The 26115-nt window shown below is 62.5% G+C and carries 21 protein-coding genes and 1 tRNA gene; 9 read left to right on the plus strand and 13 right to left on the minus strand.

Annotated elements, in window-relative coordinates:
* The first annotated feature begins 30 nt into the window (after positions 1-30).
* The gene (locus Pla111_RS00105) at positions 31-1158 is read left to right on the plus strand and encodes a protein-glutamate methylesterase/protein-glutamine glutaminase (protein ID WP_146570212.1); all 1128 of its coding nucleotides are present in this window, start codon (positions 31-33) and stop codon (positions 1156-1158) included.
* Positions 1155-2006, plus strand: coding sequence for a CheR family methyltransferase (locus tag Pla111_RS00110; RefSeq protein ID WP_146570214.1), 852 nt, complete (start codon positions 1155-1157; stop codon positions 2004-2006). The genes Pla111_RS00105 and Pla111_RS00110 overlap by 4 nt, the downstream gene beginning before the upstream one ends.
* A gap of 8 nt (positions 2007-2014) precedes the next feature.
* On the opposite strand, the gene Pla111_RS00115 is transcribed toward Pla111_RS00110, so the two are convergent.
* From Pla111_RS00115 to mnmG, 4 genes are all read right to left on the minus strand, one after another.
* Entirely contained in the window at positions 2015-2617 is a 603-nt protein-coding gene (locus tag Pla111_RS00115) for a hypothetical protein (protein WP_146570216.1), read from the minus strand.
* Positions 2614-3375 (minus strand): sensor histidine kinase, encoded by a 762-nt coding sequence (locus Pla111_RS00120; protein WP_197524623.1) that lies wholly within the window; start codon positions 3373-3375, stop codon positions 2614-2616. The genes Pla111_RS00115 and Pla111_RS00120 overlap by 4 nt, the downstream gene beginning before the upstream one ends.
* 135 nt (positions 3376-3510) lie before the next feature.
* On the minus strand, positions 3511-4092 hold the full coding sequence (locus Pla111_RS00125; RefSeq protein WP_197524624.1) for a response regulator: 582 nt from the start codon (positions 4090-4092) through the stop codon (positions 3511-3513).
* A 445-nt stretch (positions 4093-4537) separates the two neighbouring features.
* The gene (gene mnmG, locus Pla111_RS00130) at positions 4538-6451 is read right to left on the minus strand and encodes a tRNA uridine-5-carboxymethylaminomethyl(34) synthesis enzyme MnmG (RefSeq protein ID WP_146570222.1); all 1914 of its coding nucleotides are present in this window, start codon (positions 6449-6451) and stop codon (positions 4538-4540) included.
* A 154-nt stretch (positions 6452-6605) separates the two neighbouring features.
* Here mnmG and Pla111_RS00135 point away from each other — a divergent pair, with 154 nt between their 5' ends.
* Complete coding sequence (locus Pla111_RS00135) at positions 6606-7184, plus strand: DNA-3-methyladenine glycosylase I (RefSeq protein ID WP_146570224.1); 579 nt, start codon at positions 6606-6608, stop codon at positions 7182-7184.
* Positions 7185-7274: 90 nt separating this feature from the next.
* Here the strand turns inward: Pla111_RS00135 and hisC are convergent, their stop codons facing one another.
* The 3 genes from hisC to Pla111_RS00150 all read right to left on the minus strand — a co-directional run bounded on the left by hisC (position 7275) and on the right by Pla111_RS00150 (position 11306).
* A complete protein-coding gene (gene hisC, locus Pla111_RS00140; protein ID WP_146570226.1) occupies positions 7275-8354 on the minus strand; it encodes a histidinol-phosphate transaminase in 1080 nt (359 codons plus the stop codon).
* 144 nt (positions 8355-8498) lie between these two features.
* Entirely contained in the window at positions 8499-9854 is a 1356-nt protein-coding gene (hisD, locus tag Pla111_RS00145; RefSeq protein ID WP_146570228.1) for a histidinol dehydrogenase, read from the minus strand.
* 216 nt (positions 9855-10070) lie between these two features.
* Positions 10071-11306 (minus strand): Glu/Leu/Phe/Val family dehydrogenase, encoded by a 1236-nt coding sequence (locus tag Pla111_RS00150; protein ID WP_146570230.1) that lies wholly within the window; start codon positions 11304-11306, stop codon positions 10071-10073.
* 327 nt (positions 11307-11633) lie between these two features.
* On the opposite strand from Pla111_RS00150, the gene Pla111_RS00155 reads away from it, so the two are divergent.
* Complete coding sequence (locus tag Pla111_RS00155) at positions 11634-12860, plus strand: hypothetical protein (RefSeq protein WP_146570232.1); 1227 nt, start codon at positions 11634-11636, stop codon at positions 12858-12860.
* A gap of 102 nt (positions 12861-12962) precedes the next feature.
* Complete coding sequence (locus Pla111_RS00160) at positions 12963-15044, plus strand: hypothetical protein (protein WP_146570234.1); 2082 nt, start codon at positions 12963-12965, stop codon at positions 15042-15044.
* Between the two features lie 35 nt (positions 15045-15079).
* On the opposite strand, the gene aroF is transcribed toward Pla111_RS00160, so the two are convergent.
* Positions 15080-16081: a 3-deoxy-7-phosphoheptulonate synthase gene (aroF, locus tag Pla111_RS00165; protein WP_231930501.1), complete on the minus strand. Its 1002-nt coding sequence runs from the start codon at positions 16079-16081 to the stop codon at positions 15080-15082.
* Positions 16082-16545: 464 nt separating this feature from the next.
* Between aroF and msrA the strand changes: the two genes are divergently transcribed.
* Both msrA and msrB read left to right on the plus strand, forming a co-directional pair.
* A complete protein-coding gene (msrA, locus tag Pla111_RS00170; protein ID WP_146570238.1) occupies positions 16546-17142 on the plus strand; it encodes a peptide-methionine (S)-S-oxide reductase MsrA in 597 nt (198 codons plus the stop codon).
* A gap of 80 nt (positions 17143-17222) precedes the next feature.
* Complete coding sequence (msrB, locus tag Pla111_RS00175; RefSeq protein WP_146570240.1) at positions 17223-17726, plus strand: peptide-methionine (R)-S-oxide reductase MsrB; 504 nt, start codon at positions 17223-17225, stop codon at positions 17724-17726.
* Positions 17727-17876: 150 nt separating this feature from the next.
* On the opposite strand, the gene Pla111_RS00180 is transcribed toward msrB, so the two are convergent.
* The 5 genes from Pla111_RS00180 to Pla111_RS00200 all read right to left on the minus strand — a co-directional run bounded on the left by Pla111_RS00180 (position 17877) and on the right by Pla111_RS00200 (position 23875).
* Positions 17877-18080 (minus strand): dodecin family protein, encoded by a 204-nt coding sequence (locus Pla111_RS00180; protein WP_146570242.1) that lies wholly within the window; start codon positions 18078-18080, stop codon positions 17877-17879.
* Positions 18081-18157: 77 nt separating this feature from the next.
* On the minus strand, positions 18158-18883 hold the full coding sequence (locus tag Pla111_RS00185; RefSeq protein WP_146570244.1) for a heme-binding protein: 726 nt from the start codon (positions 18881-18883) through the stop codon (positions 18158-18160).
* Positions 18884-19033: 150 nt separating this feature from the next.
* Positions 19034-22789, minus strand: a complete 3756-nt coding sequence (metH, locus tag Pla111_RS00190) for a methionine synthase (RefSeq protein WP_449240183.1) — start codon at positions 22787-22789, stop codon at positions 19034-19036.
* Between the two features lie 250 nt (positions 22790-23039).
* On the minus strand, positions 23040-23486 hold the full coding sequence (locus Pla111_RS00195) for an SET domain-containing protein-lysine N-methyltransferase (protein WP_146570248.1): 447 nt from the start codon (positions 23484-23486) through the stop codon (positions 23040-23042).
* Positions 23483-23875: an S-adenosylmethionine decarboxylase gene (locus tag Pla111_RS00200; protein ID WP_146570250.1), complete on the minus strand. Its 393-nt coding sequence runs from the start codon at positions 23873-23875 to the stop codon at positions 23483-23485. Before Pla111_RS00200 ends, Pla111_RS00195 begins: the two co-directional genes overlap by 4 nt.
* 570 nt (positions 23876-24445) lie before the next feature.
* Here Pla111_RS00200 and Pla111_RS00205 point away from each other — a divergent pair.
* Together Pla111_RS00205 and Pla111_RS00210 are read left to right on the plus strand one after the other, a co-directional pair.
* Positions 24446-24519, plus strand: a tRNA-Thr gene (locus Pla111_RS00205).
* A gap of 196 nt (positions 24520-24715) precedes the next feature.
* Complete coding sequence (locus tag Pla111_RS00210; protein ID WP_146570252.1) at positions 24716-26044, plus strand: DNA-directed RNA polymerase subunit alpha C-terminal domain-containing protein; 1329 nt, start codon at positions 24716-24718, stop codon at positions 26042-26044.
* Positions 26045-26115 lie beyond the last annotated feature (71 nt).

Below are 26115 nucleotides of genomic sequence, written 5' to 3' on the forward strand. Positions count from 1 at the left end.
GCCCCTTCTGAAAAGCGTTTCACTAAAAAGATGTCTGGTTCCTCACCACTAAAATGCTTAGTCGTCGATGATTCAGCGCTCTACCGTAAGATCGTCCGCGATGTCTTGGCAGGGATGCCAGACGTGGAGGTGGTGGGGATCGCTTCAGACGGCCAGCAAGCTCTCACTCAGATCGAAGCGTTACGACCGGATGTCGTGACGCTCGATCTGGAGATGCCCCGCCTTGATGGCATCGGGGTGCTCCGCGAGTTGCAGGCGCGTGGCTTAGACGTGGCGGCCATTATGGTTAGCGCGTTCACCGCCCGTGGTGCCAAGGCAACGACGCAAGCGCTACAGCTAGGGGCGTTTGACTTTATCCTGAAGCCGGCGACCAATTCGCTGGAAGAAAGCATCGCCCAGCTACGGCAAGACCTTGGGCCTAAGCTGCGGGCTTGCCTGTTGCGTCGGGCGGGGAAGCAGGCAAAATCCGTTGCACGGGTGGCCCCAACGGCCGCGCTGCCGGCATCGGCCGTGTCAGCCGCTCGCATCGTTCAGCCACGCCCTCCGCAACGCCCGGCGAGATTTCTGGCCCGCCATCCTGAAATTGTTGCGATCGGTGTCTCGACCGGGGGGCCCCAGGCTCTGACTCAGTTGCTGCCTCTGCTGCCGGCTAACTTTCCGGCTCCGGTGCTGCTCGTGCAGCACATGCCCCCCATGTTCACTAAGAGCCTTGCCGATGATCTCGATCGTCGGTGCAGCCTGAGGGTGATGGAAGCTTCTCATGGTCAGCCGGTGCGGGTGGGAGAGATCCTGATCGCTCCGGGCGGCAAGCACATGCGAGTCGCGAGGCTCGCGACCGGTCTGGTTGTTCAGCTGACCGACGATCCGCCCGAACGCAACTGTCGGCCAGCTGTGGATTATCTGTTCCGTTCGGTCGCGCAGCACTACGGTGGGGCAACGCTGGCGGCCGTGCTCACCGGCATGGGAGACGACGGCACCCTCGGTGCCAAGGCGATCAAACAGGCTGGAGGCCTTGTGCTCGCCCAGGATGAAGCGAGTTGTGTTGTTTACGGCATGCCCAAGAGCGTTGTCGAAAATCAATTGGCAGACATCGTTGCACCTTTGAACCGACTACACGAGCACCTCCTGAAACCTTTCGCCGGGAGGATCGCCATATGAAACCTACTGCTGCTGATATCGACGCCGTCTGCAATCTGGTCAACGAGCTGTGCGGGATTTATCTCGACACAAGCAAAGACTATCTGATTGAGGGACGCCTCGCACGCTTGCTGAAAACTCACGGCTGCAAAGACTACGTTGAGCTCTCACGCAAGGCACGTCTCACTCCGGCGCTGCAAACCGACGTAGTCAATGCGATCACGACAAATGAAACACTCTGGTTCCGTGACACGACCCCGTTTGAGGCACTAAAAAACAAGATCTTCCCCGAGCTGATTGATGCCAAGGCGGGGTCCGCGTTTCCCAAGCGATTTCGCATTTGGTCAGCGGCATGCAGCACCGGGCAGGAAGCGTACAGCCTCGCGATGGCGTTTGCCGACACCGTGCCCAACTTCGAGTCGTGGGATCTTGAGATCTACGGCACCGATATCTCACCTTCCGCCGTTCAGCACGCCCAGCAAGCCGTGTACTCTGAGCTGGAACTCAGCCGGGGTCTAAGCCAGCAGCACCGCGGGGCTTATTTCGTCCACAAAGGCAACGGCTGGGGCGTCAATGACACCCTCAAGCGGCGCTGCAAGTTCGAGGTGCGTAATCTGCTCAAGCCGCTTACCGGCGTCGGCAAGTTCGACCTAATCTTCTGCCGCAACGTCGCGATTTATTTCACCCCCGCCGATCGCAAGCGTCTATTTATTGGCCTAGCCGAGACGCTCAACCGGGGCGGCTGGTTGTTCAGTGGATCAGGCGAATCACTGGCCGATCTGGGACCCAACTGGGCCCCCAAGCAGCACTGCCGTGCGGTCTGCTATCAGCCCAACGGGTGCAACGGCGTCGCCACACTGTTGCGTTAGCCTAGACCTTAAAGCAATCGCTCAAGCGACGCCGCGATCCGCTGGTCGAGCGCATGCCGATCGGCTTGCGGATCGCGGTGCCAGCGCTGGGCGAGCTTGGCACGCAACGCGCCGTACCAATTGCCGGCGCGGCGGGCCCAGGTTTCTCGCCCCGCGACCTGTCTACCCGCTGACCTAGCCACCGTAATAAGGGTCAGCTCAATTCCTTGACGCTGGGCCGCGGCGGCCAACGCAACGATCCATTCGGCTGTCCCGGGTCCGTTCGCGTCAGCCGGATCGACCAGCGTAGCCAGCGGCGGCGGCGATCCTGTGGCCGACGTCTCCGTGCCATGGCCTTCGATCGGCAGCGTTTCAGCGGCGAAGCCGACCGCAAAAAACCGCCGGGGCTGATGCGTGTCGCGGATCGCTCGCAGTCGCTGGCCGGGTGGCAACGCGACTCCCGGCAACGGCCGGACGATCACTACCCGGCGATTGTCGAGTAACCCCCTCACGGCTTCGAGCGATGCGCTCCGCTGGGTTTTTGGCTGGTCGAGCCGCTTTCGCAGGCCGTTCAGCACTCCCGGCGAGACCTCCCAGAAGGCCAGCTCACACGCCGTCTGTGAAACGCTCACGGACGAAAACTCTCCCGCGGGGCCGTCGCCTCGGCGGGCAGCCGCAGACACGCCGAGACACCGCCAAGCGGGGATTCGGAGAGGACCACCTCGCCGCCGTGATCGGTCACAATCCGCCAGCATTTGGAAAGACCGAAGCCGAGCCCCCGACCCGCCTCGCGACCGCTAAAAAAAGGGTCAAACACATGGGGCCGAATAGCAGACGGGATACCGGGGCCGTCGTCATCGATGCGTATCTCAACTCCGCTAAGAGCCTCAACACGGCAAACAACCTCAACTTGCCCCCCCTGCCCGACTGCTTCCAGCGCGTTGTCGATCACGGCGCGAACGGCTACGGCCATCTGCTCCGGATCGGCTGTGACCTCAAGAGGTCGTCGCGCGGGATCGCGCAGGATGAGCTTTGCCCCGAGACGTTCGGCTACAGGATGGAGCTCGTTGATTACCTCACGCACGATTCCCAGCAGATCGATGCTCTGCCGGTTCAGCCGCGGCGGGCGGGCGAACAGCATCAAGTCGGAGATCATCTCGTGAGCGCGCATCGCACCGCGATGCATGGCCTCGAGCGCACGCCGCTTATCAGGATCCTCTTCGCGTTTCAGCAGCGCCTGCGCACGCAGAGCGATGTTCGCGAGCGGATTATTAATCTCATGACTAGCACCGTAGGCCAGTTCCTTCAGCGAGTCGAGCTTAGCGCGTTCTAATGCCTCGGCGAAGCGCCGACCTTCGTCGGGCGTTTCGCCCGGGATGGCCGAAGCCACGACATTTGTAGTTACAGGTGCGCTAGCTTCCGATAGGACGCTGCTAGCCGTACGGCGACCGATTGGCGTGCGATGACGCGCCAACAGCATCCGACGCCTAGCCGACCCGACAAACATTATGCGACGCTCGCCCGATTAGTTCGAGGCGACGGGCTCAACGTCCAGCAGTTGGCAAACCCGCTGCGTGAGACGGTCAACGTCGAAAGGCTTTTTCAAGAAGTCGTCCGCCCCGGCGTCGCGCAACTGCTGGATTCGGTCCTCTTCGACCATGCCCGAAATGCAGATGATTTTGACGCTGTCCATCGTCGAGTCGCTACGCACCAGTTGGCAGACTTCCATGCCGTTGATATCCGGCAGCATGATATCCAGGACAACCAGGTCGGGACGGAACTCTTTGATGAGCATGCCCGCGCCAAAGCCGTTGTTGACGCTGCGCAGGTCAAACCGGCCGTCGCGCTCGAAGTGATCGACGAGCAGATCAACCAGATCTTGATCGTCATCAACGATCAACAGCTTCCGCCGACCGCTATCGAGCGCGTCGGTCGGGATGCCGTTGTCACGCATGAACGCATAAAGCTGTTCACGCGGAATGCGGCGGAACTTGCTGCCGGGGACCCGGAAGCCCTTGAGTTGGCCGGAGTCGAAGCACCGGATGATGGTTTGCTGGCTGACCTTGCAGATCTTAGCCGCTTCGCCTGTGGTGAAGACGGTTTTCATGGACTCGACCACCCCTCTCCCTAGTTGATGGTGTAAGGCCCAACGGCTCCGCGACTCACGAAAAGCCCGCCCGGTCTGGGGGAATCCTTTCGCAAAGCCGGGGCCACTCGTACGAGTGCCTCTTCCAAGGCCATCGACGAACGGCCAAGTGAGCCGGCCGGCTAATCTTCGCTAAATTTGCACTCGCCCGGCCGCGTCGCGGCGGGGCGGTTGCCGGCTTCTCTGGCCGACTGGCGTAGCTTTGCAAATTCTCGTTGTTCTGCAAACGCCAATCTCAACCACAGACCCCCGGGTTGCCCGGTTTACCGTCTGAGGGCCGATTATAGGGCTCTGGAGCTAGCGGTCAACGCCGCGAAAATCGCCTTAACTTGTTTGCCAAAAACGCTTAACGCCAAATTGCCAGCATAAAAGTTTCGCCGGCCGCTAAACCTCATGCCAAGGTGGCTCAAATTGCGGAGCCGGGGGCGGCGGGGTTCGGGTCGATTGCGCGGCTTGCCTTAAGATGGGCCATTAGCAACGAAATGTCCGCCGGGGTGATCCCGCTGATGCGGCTTGCTTGAGCCAGATCGCGCGGACGAATCCGAAGCAGCTTCTCACGCGCCTCGTGTCGCAAATGAACAAGCCGTCCGTAATCGAACTCGGCCGGAATCGGCTTCGAGGCCAGGCGCTGCTGGCGCTCGACTTCAAAATTTTGACGGGCAATGTAGCCCGCGTACTTGATGTCGTTTACCACCTGTTCAACCGCCGCAGGCCCTGCCTCGGCAAGTTCGCGGGCGGTGTCGGGCGGAGCCATCTGCACCACCGCCGGCCAGTCAACCTCAGGCCGTCGCATTCGCTCGGCAAGGGAAAGCCCCTCGTACCGCGTTGCATCGAGCAGTGTGGTTAACCGGAGAATCTCGGCTTGCTTTGCGCGAAGCTTCTCGGCCCGGCGTGAGTCAACCAGTCCGAGCTGCTCGGCGAGGGGCGTCAACCTTCGATCGGCGTTGTCTTGTCGCAACAGCAGGCGATACTCGGCTCGGCTGGTAAACATGCGATAGGGCTCGTCGACTCCGCGTGTGACGAGGTCATCGACGAGCACGCCCAGGTAAGCTTGCTCGCGTCCCAGCACCAGTGGTTCGCGATTGGCAACCTTAAGCGCGGCGTTGGTGCCGGCGATCAGGCCCTGGCCACCGGCCTCCTCGTAACCGGTTGTGCCGTTGATTTGACCGGCAAAATAAAGCCCGTCGATTTGCTTGGTCTCGAGTGTCGCGCGGAGCTGTTCAGGGGGAGCGTAGTCATACTCGACGGCGTACCCGTAACGCATGATCTGGGCGTGTTCACAGCCCGGTATCATGCGAAAGAGCGCGTCCTGCACGTCGCGCGGCAGGCTGGTAGAAACCCCGTTGACGTACACCTCAAGCGTGTTGCGGCCCTCGGGCTCGAGGTACAGCTGGTGCTGATTCTTCTCTGCGAACCGCACGATCTTGTCCTCGATCGAGGGGCAGTAGCGCGGACCGCTGGTCTCGATCTGACCGGAGTACATCGGGGCACGGTGCAGATTCGCCCGGATCAACTCGTGCGACGCTGCGGTGGTGTGCGTGATGTAACAGGGGACTTGCGCTTGGGTGATACGCTCGGTGAGAAACGAGAACGGCTGAGGCTGCTCATCGCCCGGCTGGATCTCGCAAGCGCTGTAGTCGATGGTGCGTCCGTTTAGCCGCGGGGGGGTACCCGTCTTGAAACGCTCAAGCCTAATACCAAGCGTCTGGAGCGATTGGCTGACCCCGCTTGTGGTTCCTTCGCCGGCACGCCCGCCAGCGGTCTTGGCTTCGCCCGTGTGCATCAGGGCTTGCAGGAAGGTACCGGTGGTCAGCACGACCGCGGCCGCTCGATACTCAGCACCGCCGCGCACACGCACGCCCGTCATGCGCACGACGGGTCCTTCGGCGAGGGGCGATTGAGCGTGAGACGCCTTAGCAGCGGGCTCGGTGAGCAAGTCTTCGACGCCCTCCTGCCGCAGACTCAGGTTTTCTTGCTCCTCAACGAGCCGCTTTATCTCGGCCTGATAGGCCCGCTTGTCCGCCTGGGCGCGGGGGCCGTGCATCGCGGCCCCTTTGCGCAAGTTGAGCATCCGAAACTGGATACCAGTGGCATCGATCGCTTGGCCCATCGCACCGCCGAGGGCGTCGATCTCGCGGACGATCTGCCCTTTGCCAACGCCGCCGATCGCCGGGTTGCAGCTCATCTGACCGACCGTGTCGAGATTTGTCGTCAGCAGCGCGGTCTTTGCACCGACGCGGGCGGCCGCCAGCGCGGCTTCCGTCCCGGCATGGCCGGCACCGATCACAAGAACATCAAAGTGGTACACGTTGGAAGACATGGCGATAGTGTAAGTTGCTTCACGAGGCGTCGCGAGTCTCTTGGGCGGTGGAGGGTTTGCCTGAGAGACCCCGTGGCTGGCCAGCGTGGCAAGGAGCGGGCGATCTTGGCCGAAATCTTATTGTCCTGCGGACTTTCAACCGAAGTGTGTCGCCATGCCGCGCTGCCCCTGGGCCGAAGCCTCTGCAAGCGAACGCCTGTACCACGACAACGAATGGGGCGTGCCGTCTTACGACAACCAGCATCTCTTCGAGATGCTTACGCTCGAAGGGGCGCAAGCCGGGCTATCGTGGAGCACAATCCTCAATAAACGCGACGGGTATCGGCGGCGCTTTGCCGACTTTGACGCCGCCAAAGTCGCCCGCTTCACACCGCATAAGATCGAGCAGATCCTTACCGACCCCGGCGTCGTGCGGCATCGTGGCAAGATCGAGGCGACCGTGTCTAACGCCCGAGCGGTGATCGCGTTGCAAGAATCGGAAACAACGCTCGCCGAGTTACTGTGGTCCTTTGTCGATGGCAAGCCGATCGTCAACCGCCACCGGCGGACGGAAGACGTGCCTGCCGAAAGCTTCCGATCGCTAGCGATGAGCAAGGAACTGAAGCGGCGTGGCTTCCGGTTTGTCGGCCCGACGACCTGCTACGCCTTCATGCAAGCGGTCGGTATGGTCAATGACCACCTCGTAAGCTGCCCGCGCTATGGCGAAGTGAGTGCGTTCCGCAAGGCCGAGTAGGGTCAGCGGCGATCTGAGTCGCGGTCGTTACCGTGTAAAAGAGGGGACAGCCACCAAAGGCCCCCTCAAGCAGCGGAGCAGCCCCTCGGTTTAGCGTTTCATGACCGCGTCGAGCGTTGTTAGCAGTGCATCGGTCTGGGCGGGCGTGCCGACCGTTATCCGCAGGCCGTCATACCCGGCGGGCCAGCCCTCGTAGGCCATGTAACGCACTAAGACCCCCCCATCGCGGAGTCGCTGATAAAGGGCCATGTGCTCGTTACTAGGATGCGTACACCAGAGGAAGTTCGCGTCGGAAGGTGTGACGACAAATCCGCGATCGGCAACCGCTTGAGCGAGTCGTTTGCGCTCGGCACGGACCTTTGCGACGTTTGCCGCGAGCCATGCCTGGTCATCGATCGCCGCGGTGGCACCGGCGATGGCTAGCGTATCGCAGTTGTAGCTGTCTTTGACTTTGCCCAATTGCTCGATGACCTGGGGCTGAGCCACGACGTAACCAAAGCGCAAACCGGCCAGAGCGTAGCTCTTCGACAGGGTGCGACTAACCAAGACACGTTCGTTCGTGCGCACCAGGTCGAGACAACTGGTCTCCGCGAAATCGACATAGGCCTCGTCCACTAGCAGCGGACAAGTCAGCGTATCGGCCAGCGCCGCCACCTCGCCGGGTGCCATCCGCGTACCCGAGGGGCTGTTCGGGTTTGCGAGGTAGGCCAGTCGCACCGGCCTGCCCTCGTCGTTGGCTTGCGCGAATCGGTAGCCAAGCGACCAATCCGCCTCGTAAGGCGCAACGTCTTGCCCGACACCTTGGATCTCGGCAAGTGTCTTGTAGAGCGAGTAGCTTGGCGTTGCGTAGCGCACCGCCTGTCCCGGCGCGACGAACGACCGGGTGACGATGGTCAAGATGTCGTCGCTGCCGTTGCCGCATAGTATCCAATCGGGCGTGATGGCCGCGCAATCGGCGGCTAGCACCTCGGCGGCGCGGCGGCGGAAAGCGGTAGCAGCCGGATCGGGGTAGCGTTGCAGCCCGGCCTCAGCGGCCACCTTGATCGCCGCCACGACTTTTGCCGAAGGAGGGTACGGGTTCTCGTTGGTGTTGAGCTTGACGAGCTTGCGCCCCTGCGGCTGTTCGCCGGGAACGTAACCGCTCATCCGCAGGATGTCTTCTCGAAACATGTTGGGAGGGTGCCGTCTTAAGGAACGCTGGGACGCTTGAGTGACGCCGCTGGAGAACGGACCACGGGGGCCCCGAAAAGCGGGCGGGGGGCAAAGCCGTGTGGCAACGGGGAGTTCCACAGCGTGCGATGATCTTAGCGAGACTTACGGTTCCGCACGAATGGTCACCGCACGGGCGTGGCCGGTGAGACCCTCTTTGTGCGCTACCCGAACGATATCATCGGTGTGGGCGGCAAGCGTCTGGGCCGTAAACTGAATCACGCTGTTGGATCGCAAGAAGTCGTTGCTCGACAGGCCGCTGGCAAAGCGGGCGGTGGCCCCGGTGGGCAACACGTGCGAAGGCCCCGCCGCGTAGTCGCCAACCGGAACCGGCGAAAACGGCCCCAAGAACACCGCGCCAGCGCAGCGCACTTTGTCGAGCAAGCCCTCGGGATCAGCGCATGCTAGGTGCAGATGCTCGGTCGCCAGCTCATCGCAGAGCCGCGCCGCGGCTTCCCGGCCAGCGACGGTAATCAGGGCTCCAAAGTCTTCGAGCGAACGCCGTGTCAGTTCGTTCCGCTCCAACGTCGCGAGCTGCGTTTCGAGGGCCTCGAGTACCTGCTCCACGAGCGGCTCGTGCCAGGTGATGAGCACCGCCGAACCGGGAGAGTGCTCCGCTTGGGCAATCAGATCCGCTGCCACGAACTCCGGCGGCGTTGTTTCATCGGCAACGACGATGACCTCGCTCGGGCCCGCGATCGAGTCGATATCGACTTCGCCGAAGACATGCCGCTTAGCGAGCGCAACAAACAGATTGCCAGGGCCGACAATCTTGTCCACTTTGGCGACCCCTTCACAGCCGTACGCCAGCGCAGCCACCGCCTGGGCACCGCCCATGCGATAGACCTCGGTAATGCCCAACTCGTGACAGGTCGCCAGCAGATCGTCGTTCTCGCTGCCGAACCGTGTGGGAGGGGCGACGACAGCTAGCTGCTGGACCCCCGCTGCCTGAGCCGGAACGGCCGTCATCAGCACCGTCGAAGGGTAAGCCGCCGCGCCGCCGGGAACGCAAAGACCAACGCGTTCAAGCGGCAGATAGCGTTGACGCAGAGCGCCGCCGCCTTCGATCTCAACCCGCACGTCGCGGTGCAGGATGGCGGTCTGAAACCGGAGCAGGTTTTTGCGGATGCGTCGGATCGTCGCGAGAAACTCCGGATCGGCGGCGGCGTGCGCCGCAGCGAGCCGTTCGGCTGGCACGCGTAGCTGGTCGGCATCGAACGCCGCTCCATCGAGCTGTGCGGTGTAGCGCAAGACGGCGCTGATGCCCTGCGTGCGGACTTCGTTGCAGATCCGCTCGACGACCTCAACCGGCGTTAGCGGTTCGCCAAAGACCTCGATCGTCTTTTTCCGCCCCGCTTCCGAAACGACGTTCCCGCTCGGAGCCAGCTTGTCTCGCAGGGCCCGGATCGCGACCTGGGCTTCGGCACGGCGGGCATCGATTTGGGAAATTGACAGAGTCATTACTTACTACTGAAGCGATCGCTAATCGAACATCCGCTGCGTGGAAAAACGCGGACACCCTGCGGGGCGTAAACCGAAACTTGAAAATCAACGGCGTTCCGGGCCCCCGATCATAGTCGATGACGAACCAGACGGCGACGCAACGGCGGGCAGCCGCGCGATCGACCGATTGCTGCCGCTCAGCCAAGCTCCCGGCCAACTGCGTGGCCTTGCCGCTCAGCCAAGCCCGGCCAACTGCGTGGCCTTGGCAACGCGTTCGATACCGACCGTAAAGGCCGTTGTGCGGAGCGACCGATCCCGCTCTTTCGCCCGGTCCCAGATGCTGTCAAAGGCGTGCGTCAGGGTGCGGTCCAGTTCCCCCCGGACCCGATCGAGAGTCCATCGGTAGAACTGTCGGTTCTGAGCCCATTCGAAGTAGCTAACCGTCACGCCACCAGCGTTGGCGAGCACATCGGGCAGGACGACAATGCCCCGTTCGTAAAGCAACTCGTCCGCTTCGGGTTCAACCGGGGCGTTGGCCGCCTCGATCACGATCGGTGCCTTGATACGGTTGGCGTTGCCCGAGTGAATCACGCCGCCCACGGCCGCGGGGATCAGCACGTCAACCTCCAGTTCTAGCAGTTCCTCGGCAGGGATCGCTTCGCCCCCGGCAAAGTTGTTAACAAAGCTGCTCGCTTCGCCGGTGTGTCGCCACAGCGCCATCACGTCGAGCCCGGCCGGATCACGCCGCGCGCCGGTGTGGTCGCTGACCGCGACAATCTTGCAGCCGGCTTCGGTAAGGAACTTAGCTGTGTGCGAGCCGACGTTGCCGAACCCCTGCAGCGCGACCGTGGCCCCGTCCGCTTTGCGTCCTAAGCGTGAGAGGGTTTTCAGCGTTAGCAGCCCGACGCCACGGCCAGTGGCTTCTTCGCGGCCCGGTATGCCGTAATGCTCGACCGGCTTGCCGGTCACCACACCGGGGTTAAAGCCGTGGTACTTGGCGTACTGGTTCATGAACCAAGCCATTTCCTCATGGCCCGTTCCCATGTCGGGTGCGGGGATGTCGAGGTCGGGGCCGATAACCACACAGATGGCGTCGACAAACTTGCGCGTGACGCGTTCTTTTTCTTCTTTGCTCAGGTCGCGGGCGTTGACGGTCACGCCCCCCTTCGCTCCGCCATAAGGCAGGTTCACGATCGCGGTCTTCCAGGTCATGAGCGACGCCAGACCCCGCACCTCGTCCAGGTCCACATGGTGGTGGTAGCGCAAACCCCCCTTGTAGGGGCCGCGGGCACTGTTGTGCTGCACACGGTAAGCAATCAGCGTTTCAAGCGTGCCATCGTCTCGCTTCAGGGGGATCTGCACGGTCAGCTCGCGTTCGGGCTGAACGAGCAGTTTGCGCAGCGAGGCATCAAGCCCTAGCTCGTCGGCGCCCTTATTAAAGTAGTGCTGAACCGCTTCGAAGGCTTGCATTAAGGGGGGCGCCGCTGTGGTTACGGGAAGATACGATGGGCTAGAGAAGAATTTGACTGTAGGAAAGCCTTCCTCCGTCCGCAACGCCGCGTCATGCTCGTGCCCCCCCCCGGAACACTCGTACTGACGCCATCCCTAGCCTCGCGGCTAGGGATTTTGATCCTGATTTTCACCGGAGCTTCGGCGTTAGGGTGTGGCGATACGGCACCGCCGATTCGCTCGGCTCCCGCCCCGCAGGGTGGGTCCCCGGCCCCCGGCGCAAGCCAAGCCCCGAGCGTTGTCGCGCCGTCGGACCAAACCTCAGCGAGAGAACCAGGCACAAACCCCGTGCCCGACGACGGCCGCATACTGTGGCGTCGTCCCACGCCCGAGGCTCCCCCAATTGATTCGCGTCTGGTTCCCGAAAACAGCGAGCTGGTGGTGCTCGCCCGCCCCGCCAAGCTGCTAGCCGATACGGAAGGGGCAAAAGCCTGGACCGCCGCGGGGGCCCTCGGCCAACACGCCATGAGCGCAATCGCCCGGGCGGCGGCGGGCCGCCCTGCTGAAGTCGGGCGCGTCGTTGTCGGCGTGGCAAGCGGGCCGAGCTATGGGCAATTCAAGACCACGCTGATCGTCGAGCCCCAAGCGAGCGCAACGCCGCCACTGCTGCCGTCGGCGTTCGATCGGCTGCTCGCCACTTCCTCTGCTGACAGTCAGCTGAGCGTGCTGGTCTCGCTCCCATGGCTGCTGGGCGAAGGGGCTGCGCTCTTTGAGGCCCAAGCGACACCGGCGCTTGAGACGCTGCGCCAGGAGATCGACGAGGAATGGCGTTGCGCGCTGCTGAGCGTGCAGCTAGTCGGAGTGGACGGCCCCCTGTACTGGGAAGTGCGACTCGTCGGCGGGGCCGGCGTGCCCGAGCGGCTCCGTGGTAAAGGGCTTGCCGAGCGTGCCTCGAAGTGGGCCGATGAACTGGAGCAAACACTCAGCGTGCAACCGGTCACGCCGCACTCCGCGAAGCTGCTGTCAGCCGCTCCGGCGATGCTGCGGGCAGCCGGACGATTGGCTCGGGTCGGAGCCGACGACGGCCAAACCGTGATCAACGGCTACCTGCCGCGCAACGCGCTGCACAATCTGGTGCTGGTCGCGGAGCTGCTGGTTGCTGAACATCTTGAAACAAGCCCCTCAACAACCCCTGAGCCCGCTAGCACGCTGACGCTGCAGCAACGGCTCGACCGACCAATCTCCCTGCAATTGAACCGAGAATCACTTGTAACGGCCGTAACGATTCTCGCGGAGACGATCGGCGTACCAATCACGATCAACGGGCGTGACTTACAATTACAGGGCATCACCCGGAATCAGATGGTCTCGCTCGACGCCCGGCAGCAAACCGCCGCCGAGACGCTGGTTGAGGTCCTTCGCCGGGCCAATCCTGATCGCGAAGCGGCCGGTGCCAGCGACCCTCGGCAGCAGCTTGTGTACGTGATCCGCGATTCGCCGCCAGCGATTATCCTCACCACCCGCGCCGCGGCACGGGAGCGGGGCGAGCCCCTGCCCGCCGTGTTTATCGAGTAAGTCGGGCCCGCAAACTGAAATCGTCAGGGCCCCCACCAACGAATCGTTCCTCGCCCGCTGTCTGTTCTCCCGCTTTCGCTCCTCGCCGATCCGCTGGCCGTTTTGACACCCTTCCGCATCCACTGCGAAACCTGCCAAACGCCCCTTCGGGTGCGCGATCCGGGCTTCATCGGCGAGGTACACGCGTGCCCTAAGTGCGGGAGCATGGTGCAGATTGTGCCGCCCGATACCGCCGAGCAAAGCGCCGCTCAAGAAACTCCGGTGCCGGGATCCGGACCAACAACGCTGGTCCTTGGTTCGACGCTGGAAACGCTCGACACCGACCAAACACTAGCGGACGCAGGCAACGCATCGATCGACGAGCAGCTGGCGGCCAGCGCGAAGCTCGCCGATGACGTCGCCGCAGCGACCGCCCCCCCTGCCCCCGCGGTTCCAACCCCCAAGTTCTGGAGGCACCCGGGACTAATGGCAGCCGGGGGCATCGGCTTCTTCACGATCGGAGTGACCCTGACCTTATGGCTCCGGCAATTAGGCCCCTCCGCGCCCGAGCCCTCCCCGAATCGCCCCCTCGCCACCGCGGCGTCAGAGGCTCCGCTATTTCACGCCGGCGAACAGCCGCCTATCGAACCCTCAACCCCCCAATCCTTGCCAAGTTCCGCGGGGCAAGCACCGATCGAAGAACCGGCAGGGGATGCCGAACTGGTGTCGATCGGCACCGCTAACCTTCCCTCGGTAGAGAGCCCGTCGATCGAGAACCCGTCGGAAGCCGTTGAAGCAGAGCCGGCAGCGGGGTCAGCCACCGCTGATGCCGAAACTCGGTCGTTACCGAGCCCGCCGCCCGACGAAGCCGATTCCGATCTTCTAGCGAGCACGGCCACAACGCCCTTTGAAGCGACGGCCTCGCTGACTCCGCCAGCTGACTTTGATCCGCTGGAGTACGACCCGGCAACCATCGAACTGGTACTGCGAAGCCCCTCGGCGACCGACTCGCTGGACGCCCCCCACGCCGATTCCGAGGGGTCGCCCCTCGATCCGCTGCCCGACGAGTCTTCGGCTCCCCCAACGGCCGAGGCCCTACTTGACCAGCAGCTTGCCGAAAAGGCTCGGCACAATGGCGTGCTGGTGGTGCGTGGCCCAACGTCAGATCCCGACAACCAACCACCAACCCTCTCTGCCGAGCGGCTGCTCGCGGTCACGCTGCCCGAATCCGATCTGACCGAAGCGCCGCTCTCAGCAGCGATCGACTTTTTCTCGGCGCTCTCCGGGACACCAATCAGCCTGACCCCAGCGGCCTTACGCAGAGCAGGGATCGATCCGCGTACGACGATCTCGTTCGTCGGGCTTAACGCATCGATCAGCGAGGTGCTTAGCGAAGGGCTAGCGTCGCGCCGGCTGATGCTGCGCACCGAAGGCGCTCAAGCGATTATCGAACGCCTCGGGGCCAGCGAACAACGCCGTGTAACCCATCGGCTGGAAGACTTGGCAGGGGACGGAGTTGAAGACTTAGAACAACTGCTACGCCGCTTCGGTCCGCCGAGCGTTGCGAGCGCAACAATCGAATCCAACGGACTCCTGACGATCGAGGCCCGCCAAGCCGAGCAGTATGACTTGCTCGTCTTTTGCGAGCGCTTGCGCGTTGCGCGGGGACTGCCACCGCAGACACGTTATCCGCGGTCGCGGCTGGTGTCAGAGCCGGCGTTAAAACTCCTCGACAAACCACTTTCACGACGAACCACTTTTAGCTTTGTCGAGCCAACGCCGTTGCGCGACATCTTTGAGCACGTGGCGAACCTCACCCGGCTGACGATTCTCATCGACTGGCCTTCACTCGCCGAAGACGCGGGCCTGGGACCGCGTTCAACGCTCAGCGCTGCCACCACGAATCGCCGGTGGTCTGACGCGCTCGAGGGTTTGCTCGAAGCGCTGGATCTCGGCTGGGTGCCGATCGATGGCCGGACCGTTTGGATCGCCAGCCGCCAGAAGCTGGCAGCGGAGCCGGTAATCGATTTCTACCCGGCTTCGCCCGCCGCGGGGCCGGGGCTGGCCGAACGGCTCGCACCAGCCCACCCGCAAGCAGAGATCGTTTACGATCCCCGCTCGCGGTGCGTGCTGGTCCGTGGCAATCTGGCTGCGCACCGGGCCGTCTGGCAAGCCGTTTCAACGGCCACGTCACGCGAAGGCTGAGAAATCGCAGCCCCCCGTACGCAAAAGCAAGCGGGCTAGAGCGTGCGATCGACCGCCTCAGCGATCCGACGACACTCGGCCATCATCTGCGCGAACCCCTCGCACGAGAGAGTTTGGTAGCCATCGCTCTTGGCGTTCTCAGGGTCGGGATGCACCTCGACGATAACACCGTCGGCACCCGCGGCGATTGCCGCCTTGGCCATGGCGGGAACGAGGCTTGTGTGGCCGGTGCCGTGGCTCGGATCGATCACCACCGGCAGGTGCGTCTTCTGCTGCAGGTACGGCACGGTTGCCAGCGGAAGCGTGAAGCGGGTGTGCGCCTCGAAGGTGCGGATGCCGCGTTCGCAAAGCATTACGCGTGCATTCCCGCCATCGAGGATGTACTCGGCGGCGAGCAACATCTCGTCGATCGTCGCACTAGGGCCACGCTTCAGCAGTACCGCAGCATCGGCCTTGCCGCACGCTTCGAGCAAGCGGTAGTTTTGCATGTTGCGGGCACCGATCTGTAGCACCTCGGCGTAGCCGGCAACCAGATCGACATCCTCGGGGGAAACCACTTCCGTGACGATCGCCAACCCGGTCTCTTGCCGCGCAGTCGCGAGCAGCTTGAGTCCTTCCTCCTTCATCCCTTGGAAGCTGTAGGGGCTGGTACGAGGCTTGAAGGCACCGCCGCGAAGAGCCGTGGCACCCGCGGCCTTAACCGCCTTGGCGGTCTCGACAATCTGCTCCTCGCTTTCCACGCTGCACGGCCCGGCGATCATGCCGATCGCTTTCCCTCCCACTTCGAGCGTGCCGGCCTTCACCAGCGAGGTTTCGTGATGGGCCTCACGGCTGGCGAGCTTGTAGGGGGCGAGCACCCGCATGACGGTGTCTACGCCGGGAACGCTTTCTAACGCCGAAACACCGATGACGCGCTCGTCGCCGATCGCGGCGACGACGGTCCGTTCGGTACCGCGGAGCACGTTGGCCTTCAAGCCAAGCTGCTCGACGTGCTTGACCAGGTGTTGCAGGTTTTCCTCAGTGGCAGAGGTTTTCATGACGACGATCATCGGTCGAGAGTCCAGGGACGAGGGGAGAGTGGCGGAGCGGGTGGCAGGAAACTTGGCAGGCGTGTGTGAGACGCTTCACGCAAGATGGGAAGAACTCGTGCGCCGCGAATCGATGGTAAGGCTACGAAAAAAGCCCCGGGGACCGCTCTGGTTCCCGGGGCTTTCGCTGTTTTGTTAGCGATCTGGCGGCGTTATGCACGACCTCCGGCCCCGGGACCCGTAAAAAACGGGCCGGTAAAGGAAAACCAGAAGCCATAACGATACGCACAGTTCATATCCGCAGTATCGACTCGAAAGCACCGCGGGGCAAGCAGAAATCATCGGCTCGCCCCCGGCAGATTGCGATCTACACTACTAAGGACCTAATTCACCGGATAAAAAACGCTATGAGATTCCCCTGCTGCCATGCCCGCTTGGCCCTCATCGGCGTTCTTACAGGAGCCCTGATCGGTATGACGACACCTGCTAACGCCGCCCCAGAGGGGGCCTCCGACCCGGCTCCCGCCCCTGTCGCAAGCCACCTTGCTCACGCCACGGTGGGGGGCGGCTGCTTCTGGTGCACCGAAGCGGTCTTTGAAGCAACGACCGGGGTCGTGTCGGTCGTCAGCGGCTACGCCGGCGGCCCCCGACCCAACCCCACCTACGAGGCGGTCTGTACGGGATCAACGGGGCACGCTGAGGTCGTCCAGATCGCCTACGATCCCGCGCAGGTCAGCTTCGCCAAGTTGCTCGAGATCTTCTTCAAGACCCACGACCCCACCACACTCAACCGACAAGGCGTCGACAGCGGCACCCAGTATCGCTCGGTCATCTTCTACCACGACGAAGAGCAGCGCCGCACGGCCGAGGCAATCAAGGAAAAGCTCGACGCATCAGGTGCCTACAGCGGACCGATTGTTACGGAGATCAGCCCGCTGCCCGCGTTCTTCGAGGCCGAAGCGTATCACCAGGACTACTTCGCCAAGAATCCGTATCAGGGCTACTGCCGAGCGGTGATCGCGCCCAAGATGGAAAAATTCCGGCAGGCTTTTGCTGACGCGCTAAAGTGAAACTCGCTTCGGCCGGCTGCGACTGAGAAGGCAAGCAAACCAAAACAATCGGGAGTCGTTAAACAACGAGAGGTGAGGCTATGCAAAAGTACTTCGTCTTTGGCTTGGCGGCGGCCGGACTGGTCGCGGTAACGGGACTGACCTTGGTGGCGGTCGCCCAAGAATCGGTCACGGCGACGACCGATTGGACGGCGATCGATTGGAAGTCGCGCCTGACACCCGACCAGTACTACGTGACGCGTCAGTCCGGCACGGAACGCCCGTTCAAGAATGCCTATTGGGATAACACTGAGCCGGGCGACTATCACTGCGTCTGCTGCGACCTGCCGCTGTATTCCTCTGATAGCAAGTACAAATCGGGAACCGGGTGGCCCAGTTTCTTTCAGCCGATCGCCTCCGGGGCAGTTGCCGAGCACGAGGATCGCGGCTGGCTGATGGTACGCATCGAGACCCGCTGCGCCCGGTGCGATGCTCACCTGGGGCACGTCTTCGACGACGGACCTCAGCCAACCGGCAAGCGCTACTGCATGAACTCGGCAGCACTACGGTTTGTGCCCGCCGAAACCGCAGCGGCTGCCGAATAGGCAAGCCCCGCGGATCAATGCCGCTAGCGGTATCCGGGTTGGTCCGAGTTGGTGGGGCAACTCGTTGAGAAATAAGTAGAACTAGCCTGCTCCGATCCCTAGCGTTTGGAGCAACCCTGCCTACGCATGCGAATTGCCGCGCTGAAGGATTCAGTCCTTCAGCACGAACGTTACCATCAGGGTCACCCGATAAGCGGTGATCTTGCCTTCCGAGACCTCAACCTTCTGGTCCTTGACCCAGGCACTCTTAACGTTCTCAAGCGTCTTGCACGAACGGCTCACGCCTTTCTCGATAGCGTCTTCAAAGCTCTTCTTGCTCGAGGCGATAATCTCGGTAACGCGGGCGACCGACATGGTGTCAGCTCCAATCGATTGAAAAGAAAAAAGACGCGGGCGGTAATTTCCTCCGCACTGTGTGCGGGGCGGCCACTTTACTTGGCGGGTTCCAGCAGAAGCTGGACCTCCCAGTACTTCTCGCGATCAGGGACCATTGGGCTGTTGTAACCGAAGACCCTGAACGAGGCTTCCCCCGTCCCCTGCCGACGATACTCGCTCTGCGTGGCGAGCCAGTCTTCCAGTCGCTTGGCGGCGTCAGCGGCGGTCGCTTCGTTCATGCGACCCCGCATGCCCAGCGAGGCGACGATTGTCGCGGCCGTATCCGTGACTTCCACACGGTCGATCGCTCCGGGCGAACCCACCTTAGTGTTCTGGTACAGGAACGCCATCTGGCCATCGCCCTTGACGCTGTCGGCCCGATTCATCTCGACCGGGGCCGTCATGGGGATGCCCTGCGTTTGGATATGGCTAAACAGCGGCCAGAAGCTCGCACCAACCGCTTTTCGGTAGGACGGGTAGGTTTTCAGCTCGATCACGCCGACCGGCGTATAGGCGGGGAAGCCTTCGGGAATGGGTGCCTCGGCCCGCGGCCGAAACGACAGCATCTCGTGGGCCGATTCGAGCTCGCCCGACTCGATCGCCTCACGGGCGGGGCTGTGTGGGGCGAGCCGCTCAGCCGCCGCGGGCAGGTCGGCAAGCAACTCAGCCACATAGGGGGGTGCCGTCATTCGCTCTACCGACGCGACCGCGGCGTAGGCAATGCCGCCGAGGGTGGCGATCGCCCCCGTAACCACCAACCAAGCCTTTCGTGTCCAGCGCATCGCTTCGGTCTCCCAGAACAAAGAATTCAACCCCGATCGCGAGAGGCTTCGCTCATGCCACCTACGCGGATGCAGCCAAGCCTTGATTAGCGTGACAGAATCGCGGGGGCTCGTGCAACTCAGCGCGTGATCAATTTCCGCGGACGCTAGCTACGCGCGGGCAGGTTCATAGCCCAGGTTGGGCGACAACCAGCGCTCGACCTCCGCCAGCGGCATTCCCTTACGACGGGCGTAGTCTTCCACCTGTTCGCGGCTGAGCCGATCAACGGCAAAGTAACGCGCCTCGGGATGGGCGAAGTACAGCCCGCTCACGCTCGCCGCCGGATGCATCGCGTAGCTTTCGGTGAGCCGGATGTTGATCGCTTTCTCTACACCTAGCAGATCGAACAGGGTGCGCTTCTCCGTGTGATCCGGTTGAGCCGGGTACCCGGGAGCCGGGCGGATGCCCCGATAGCGTTCCTTGATGAGATCTTCGCTCGTATAAGCTTCATCCAAGCCGTAGCGCCACTCCTTGCGGACCCGCTCGTGCAGGCACTCGGCAAAGGCTTCGGCGAAGCGGTCTGCCAGGGCTTTCACGAGGATCGAGTTGTAGTCGTCGTGATCGGCGTCGTACCGAGCGGAAAGCTCATCGCAGCCGATGCCCGTCGTGACCGCAAACCCGCCGACATGGTCGGCCAAGCGAGCGTCGATCGGCGCGATGTAGTCGGCCAGGGAGCGATACTCTCGCTGGTCTTTGCGCTGCCATTGCTGCCGCAGGCAGTGCAGTCGGCAGCGTTCCGCCGACCGGCTTTCGTCCGTGTAGACAACAATGTCTTCACCGTCCGTCGCGGCGGGGAAGAAACCGTAAACCCCCTTGGCGGTTAGGAGTTTCTCCTCGATCAGCTTGTCGAGCATCGCCTGGGCATCGTCAAAGAGGCGTTTGGCCTCTTCGCCGACCACCTCATCCTCAAAGATGCGAGGGTACTTGCCGCGCAGCTCCCAGGTAAGAAAGAACGGACTCCAGTCGATATAGTCCCGCAGTGTCGCGAGCGGAAAATCTTCCAGCACGCGCACGCCGGTAAACTCCGGCTGAGGAATATCGACCGTCGACCAGTCGGTTGGAAAACGGCGGAGCTTGGCTTCCTCGAACGGAGCGAGTGTCACCTGCTGACGCTGGTGATAGCTCTTCACAAGGTCGGCCTGCAGCCGCCGATTTTCGGCCTGGAAGGTCTCGCGCGATTCGGGATTGATCAGCTTCTCGACCACGCCGACCGACCGCGACGCGTCGAGCACGTGCGTGACGCCTCCGCCGGCGCTCGTCGCTTCGTAGTGGGGAGCGATCTTGACGGCGGTGTGCTTGGCACTGGTGGTAGCCCCGCCGATGAGCAGCGGCGTGGTCATCCCACGACGCTGCATCTCGCGGGCGACATGCACCATCTCGTCGAGACTCGGCGTGATCAGCCCCGACAGGCCGATGACATCGACCCCCTCTTTCTCGGCGGTTTCGAGAATCGTTTCGGCAGAGCACATGACGCCGGTGTCAATCACTTCAAAGTTGTTGCACCCGAGCACCACGCCAACGATGTTCTTGCCGATGTCGTGGACGTCTCCCTTGACGGTTGCCATGAGGATCTTGCCGCGTGCTTTCCCGGCCGTGCCCGCCTCTTCTTTCTCGGCTTCCATGTAGGGGGTCAGGTAAGCGACCGCCTTTTTCATGACGCGCGCGGATTTGACGACCTGCGGCAAGAACATCTTGCCGGCACCGAAGAGATCGCCGACGGTGCTCATGCCGTCCATCAGCGGCCCCTCAATCACGTTCAGGCAGCGCGGGTACTTCTGACGGGCCTCCTCAGCATCTTCTTCGATGTGCTTGACGATGCCCTTGATGAGCGCGTGCCGGAGACGTTCCTCGACCGGGCCTGCACGCCAGGCATCGTCCACCACAGCCTGGGCCCCCTCTTGTCCGCGAACCGTCTCCGCAAATTCGACGAGTCGCTCGGTCGCGTCGTCGCGCCGATTGAGCAGAACATCTTCCACAAGTTCCTTGAGGCGTGGCTCGATCTCGTCGTACACCGCCAACTGGCCGGCGTTGACGATCCCCATATCGAGGCCCGCCTTGATCGCGTGGTACAGAAACGCCGAGTGCATGGCCTCGCGTACCACGTCGTTGCCCCGGAAGCTGAAGCTGATGTTCGAGACGCCGCCCGAGATCTTCACGCCGGGGCACTCGCGCTTGATTCGCGACGTGGCGTTGATGAAATCGAGCGCGTAGTTGTTGTGTTCCTCGATGCCCGTAGCGACGGTCAAGATATTGGGGTCAAAGATAATGTCTTCAGCCGGGAAACCCGCTCCGCCTTCAGCTTCCGGCTTGACGAGCAGTTCGTACGCCCGCTGACAGATCCGTACCTTGTCGTCTTCCGTGGCGGCTTGCCCCTGTTCGTCGAACGCCATCACTACCGCCGCGGCACCAAAGTCGCGGCACAGCCGCGCCCGGCGGAGGAACTCTTCTTGGCCGTCTTTCAGGCTGATCGAGTTGACGATGGACTTGCCCTGTACCGCGCGCAGCCCTGCCTCGAGGACCGACCACTTGCTGCTGTCGATCATGACCGGCACCGCGGCGATGTCGCCCTCGCCGGCGATCAGCCGGAGGAACTTGGTCATGACCGCCTCGGAGTCGAGCAGCCCCTCGTCCATATTGACGTCGATCACGTTGGCACCGTTCTGCACCTGCTCGCGCGCGACCTCGATCGCCTCTTCGTAGTTCTCCTCCTTGATTAGACGCGCAAACTTTCGGCTGCCCGTGACGTTGGTCCGCTCGCCGATCATCAAAAAGTTGGCATCGGGACGCAGCTCCATCGGCTGCGTACCGCTGAGCCGCAAACGGCTGGGAACGGTGGTGCGCTGATGCGGCTTGCTGTTCTGCAGCCGTTCGGCCATCGCGGCGATGTGATCGGGGCTCGTCCCGCAGCAGCCGCCGACGATGTTCACCCAGCCGTTGTCGGCATACTCGCCAACCATGTTGGCCATGGCCCCCGGCCCTAGGTCAAATTGCCCCATCTCGTTGGGCAGGCCCGCGTTGGGGTGACAGCTTATCGGCACGCTCGCGACACGCTGCATCTCTTCCAGATGCGGTCGCATCACGTCTGGTCCGAGCGCGCAGTTCATGCCGACCGACAGCATCGGGAAGTGGGCGATCGCGTTCCAGAAGGCTTCGACACTCTGCCCGGAGACGAACGTGCCACCCCCTTTGTCGAACGTGCCAGAAACCATCACCGGCACGCGCGTTCCGGAGTGGTCAAAGTACCGCTTGAACGCCACCAAGCAGGCCTTAAGGTTGAGCGTGTCGATGACGGTTTCCGCCAACAAGATATCGACGCCCGCCTCAACCATCGCCTTGGTCTGCTGGTAGTAAGAATCGACCATGGTGTCGAACGTCACGTCGCGATGGCTGGGATCCTCGACGCTGGTCGAGATCGCCATCTGCTTGGACGTCGGGCCGATCGATCCTGCACAGAAGCGTGGCTTGTCCGGGTTTTGCTCCGTGAACTCAGCGCACGCCTGCTTGGCCAACCGAATCGCGGCCGTGTTGATCTCGTTGCACAGCGCGAGCGGATCGTGACCGGCTGCCTCGAACTCAAAGTCGAGCATCCCCACCGGGCTCGCCCCGAAGGTGTTGGTCTCGATGATGTCCGAACCAGCCTTCAGATAGCGCCGATGGATCTCGAGGATCGCGTCGGGCTTGGTGATACAGAGCAGATCGCCAAAGTTCTTGAGGTCTTTGTGGTGCTCGGCAAACCGCTCGCCGCGGACCTCGGCCTCACCGATTCCCAGGGCTTGGATCTGTGTGCCGGTAGCCCCGTCCAGGAGCAGGATCCGCTCCTTCAGTAGGTGCTCTAGCTGTTCGGTCTTGTTCTCAGCAGCGGTCAGCAGCATCGCTTCTTGGTCCCGTTGGGTTGTTCCCTGGCGCAAGCCATCGGCAGCAGAGCCCGCAGTATCGCTGGCGTGCGATCCAAAGCCAAGCGGCAAAACGGCTTACGCAGCTGCGCACGACACCCCTCTCCCACTGGCCCGCCCTTGTAAGAGCTAACCAACGAGACCGAGTTACCGGACCAAATTTCACGAGCGAGGCAGCCCGCCAGCCCACGAACCGCTCTGCTGACGAGGGGCCTCGGGCTACTTACTTGTTACTTGCTGCCGGAACAGAAACCTTGCGGCCCCCCACATAGCCGCGACAGCTCGGGCCGCCACAGTGGCACTCGAACGCCCGAAACAGGACATCTTCGGTGTGATCGTAATCCATCGTCAGCAGTTCCCCCGGAAGGATATCTCGGACCGCGGTGAACAGCAGGGTCTCGACCTCGAGTTCTGAATTAGGATCGCAACTATGGAGCGTTTTTCCCGCAAACCAAGGATCGTCCAAATGCAGTTCGGGACCAACCTGTAGCGAGTGCAGGGTCATCTGCTTGGTGAGCTGGCCGTTCATTCGGAAGAGAATCTCCCCCCGCTGAAACGCCCGCAGCACAAGAATCCCCTGCCCCCGTTGATCGTCCACATCGATTACTTTGAACGCTTCGGCCGACGGCTCATCGGCCACCATCGGCAGATGATCCGGATAGATTCTCATTTGCGAAAGAAGACCTCGCAGCTCAAGGAAGTTGGCGAAAGGAACTCCTCAACCACGCTTCGAACGGTTTCCTCAGCGAACGATTTACAGCTGAAAACATCCAGGTACATGTCGCGGTGGGCGTCGTTCGTGTGGATCGTTATCGAGCTGGTCTGGATGAGTTGCACGCCCGAGATACCAACTTCATGCCCCTCACCGAACCTCGCGACGATCGGGGGTCCGTAACGGACCATATCGATGTCATCCGCCAAGCGTTGCAAGAAATCGTACAGCCGTTCGATCGAGAGGATGCCTTCGTTGCACGATAAGGCAGTCGCGATCAGATGTTGACCGTAGTGCGGCTCGCCGTTGTGTTGGAGTCGGCGATACTCGGTTAGAGCTTGTGTCATCTGCGGCGGGGGTTTCCAGTGTTCAGGCGCGGTTAGCTCGGGCGAGGGGCAGCGTGGCCCATCGGCTAACCGTCCTCGACGGGACAAAAAGTGAACGCGAACGGCTAACAGGCAGGATCAGAACAGCCCAGCGCGACGCGGGGCGCTCGGTGGGAACGACAACGTGAAGACACACGCGGTCAGCGTTGCAGTGCGAGTCGTCGGAGGCCGGCCTATCGCGATCGTGAGCGATGCCGACCTGAGTCGCGTTCAGAAAATGGTGTTATCGAACGACCCGTAAGACCGAATGTGGGTGATGTCTCTCGATCTTGCAAGGCGCTGGCCGGCGAGATTCTGCGGAACCAAGCGTCGAGGTCTCGCATAAGGATCAAAGGGGCAGCTCTCATCGCTGCCCCTGGGCAGCAGTCTCGCCTCAAGGCTCCAGACGGCAGCGGGTGAGGGCCTCAACCCCATCAGCAGCCGCGGGAGCCCGAATCGGCCTGCCAACTGCCCCGTTTACAAGGCGAACTAGGGTGCTAGTGGGCCTTGCCCTTAACCCCTCTAGGGCACTATTCTTAGGGGCTTACGACCGCCAGCGTAGCTTCAATTGGCAGAGCACCGCATTCGTAATGCGGGGGTTGCGGGTTCGACTCCCGCCGCTGGCTTTACGACCCGGCCGCTACAGATTTCACGCCCGATCGCTACAAATCCGGCCGCTACCCAACCTTTCACGACAATGCGGCTGCATATCGGGTCGTCTGGCTTAATCAGCCGGCTGAAGTCCCGCTGTTTGCTGCTTTGCCACCGACCGTTCCGCCGTTCGGACGCCCGAGCGCCCACAACCCGAGCGTTTTAACTCCCATGTCTATCGGTCTCGACCTCGATATCCGTCAGTCAATCGTTTCAACCGCCGCCTTTGGTCCGCGGGAGATTGACGAGATCACCGCAGCGATCGCCGCCAATTACGCCCGCTATGGCGACCTGCGCGACGCCGTGCAGGAACTTGAGAGCCAGCCCGGCCGCTCGCCGGCCACCTCTGCCAAGCTGGGGGTGTGCCAGTATCTGCTCGGCCGCTATCGCGACGCCATCGAGGTGCTGACCAAGGCCGACGGCGGAGCCCTGACGCACTTTTATCTGGGCAAAGCCTACCTCGCCCTGGACCGCTACGAAGAGGCGTTCACCGCCTACGAGTCGGCCGGCAAGGCGGGCTACGACAAAGACATCATCGCCCTCGCTAAGGCCGAAGCAAAGCGCTACGCGGGCGACGCGACAGCCGCTCTCAAGCTGCTGGACGATCTGAGCGGGGCCGTCGAGCAGACCGCCGAGTACCTCTACCAGCGTTCGATGACCGTTCAGGCCTTGTCCGGCAACCCGGAAGAAGTCGTGGCGCTTCTGGAACGGGCCGTCGCCTCGCGTGCCTCGCACGCCGGTGCCCTGTTCGGCTTGGCGCTGCAGAACGATCGCTCGGGCAACGACGATTACGCCCGCGAGCTGTACGAGCGGGCAGCTCAGCAATTCCCAACCCACGTCGGCACGCTGCTGAACCTCGGCATTCTTTACGAGGACCTGGAGCAGTACGAGCGTGCCAAGGGCTGCTACCAGCGGATCCTTGACGCCTACCCCGCCCATCCGCGTGCCCGGCTGTTCTTCCGCGATGCGGACGGCAGCCGCGACATGTTCTACGACGAAGAGGCCCGCCGTCAGCAGGATCGCCTGTCGCAGGTGCTCTCGGTCCCCGTGACCGACTACGAGCTGAGCGTTCGGAGCAGAAATTGCCTGCAAAAGATGGGCATCATGACCCTCGGGGACCTGACCGAGACCACCGAGCAAGAGCTGCTGCAGAGCAAGAACTTTGGCGAGACCTCGCTAATCGAGATCCGCGAGATGCTCCACTCCAAGGGCTTGGAGCTCGGCCAGTTCGCCCATCAGAAGCGCGAAGAAGAACCGCTCTACTCGCCGGACAGCATGTCGGCCGACGAACGCGCCCTGATGGATCGCCCGATTTCGGATCTGAGCCTCTCCGTACGGGCACGCAAGTGCATGGTCCGCCTAGGACTTACGACCGTCGGCGAACTCCTGCGTCGCACCCCCGACGACCTGCTCGAGTGCAAGAACTTCGGCGTGACCAGCCTCAACGAGGTGCGTGAAAAGCTCACGGCACATGGCCTTAAGCTCCGCGGCGAGGCGTGAGCTTAACCATCGGTCGGCGTGCGAAAGACCGGCTTGAAATGCGGGCTTGCCACTCATTTGGGCGGGCTTGC

Source organism: Botrimarina hoheduenensis (assembly GCF_007859815.1).
Classification (GTDB): Bacteria; Planctomycetota; Planctomycetia; order Pirellulales; family Lacipirellulaceae; genus Botrimarina; species Botrimarina hoheduenensis.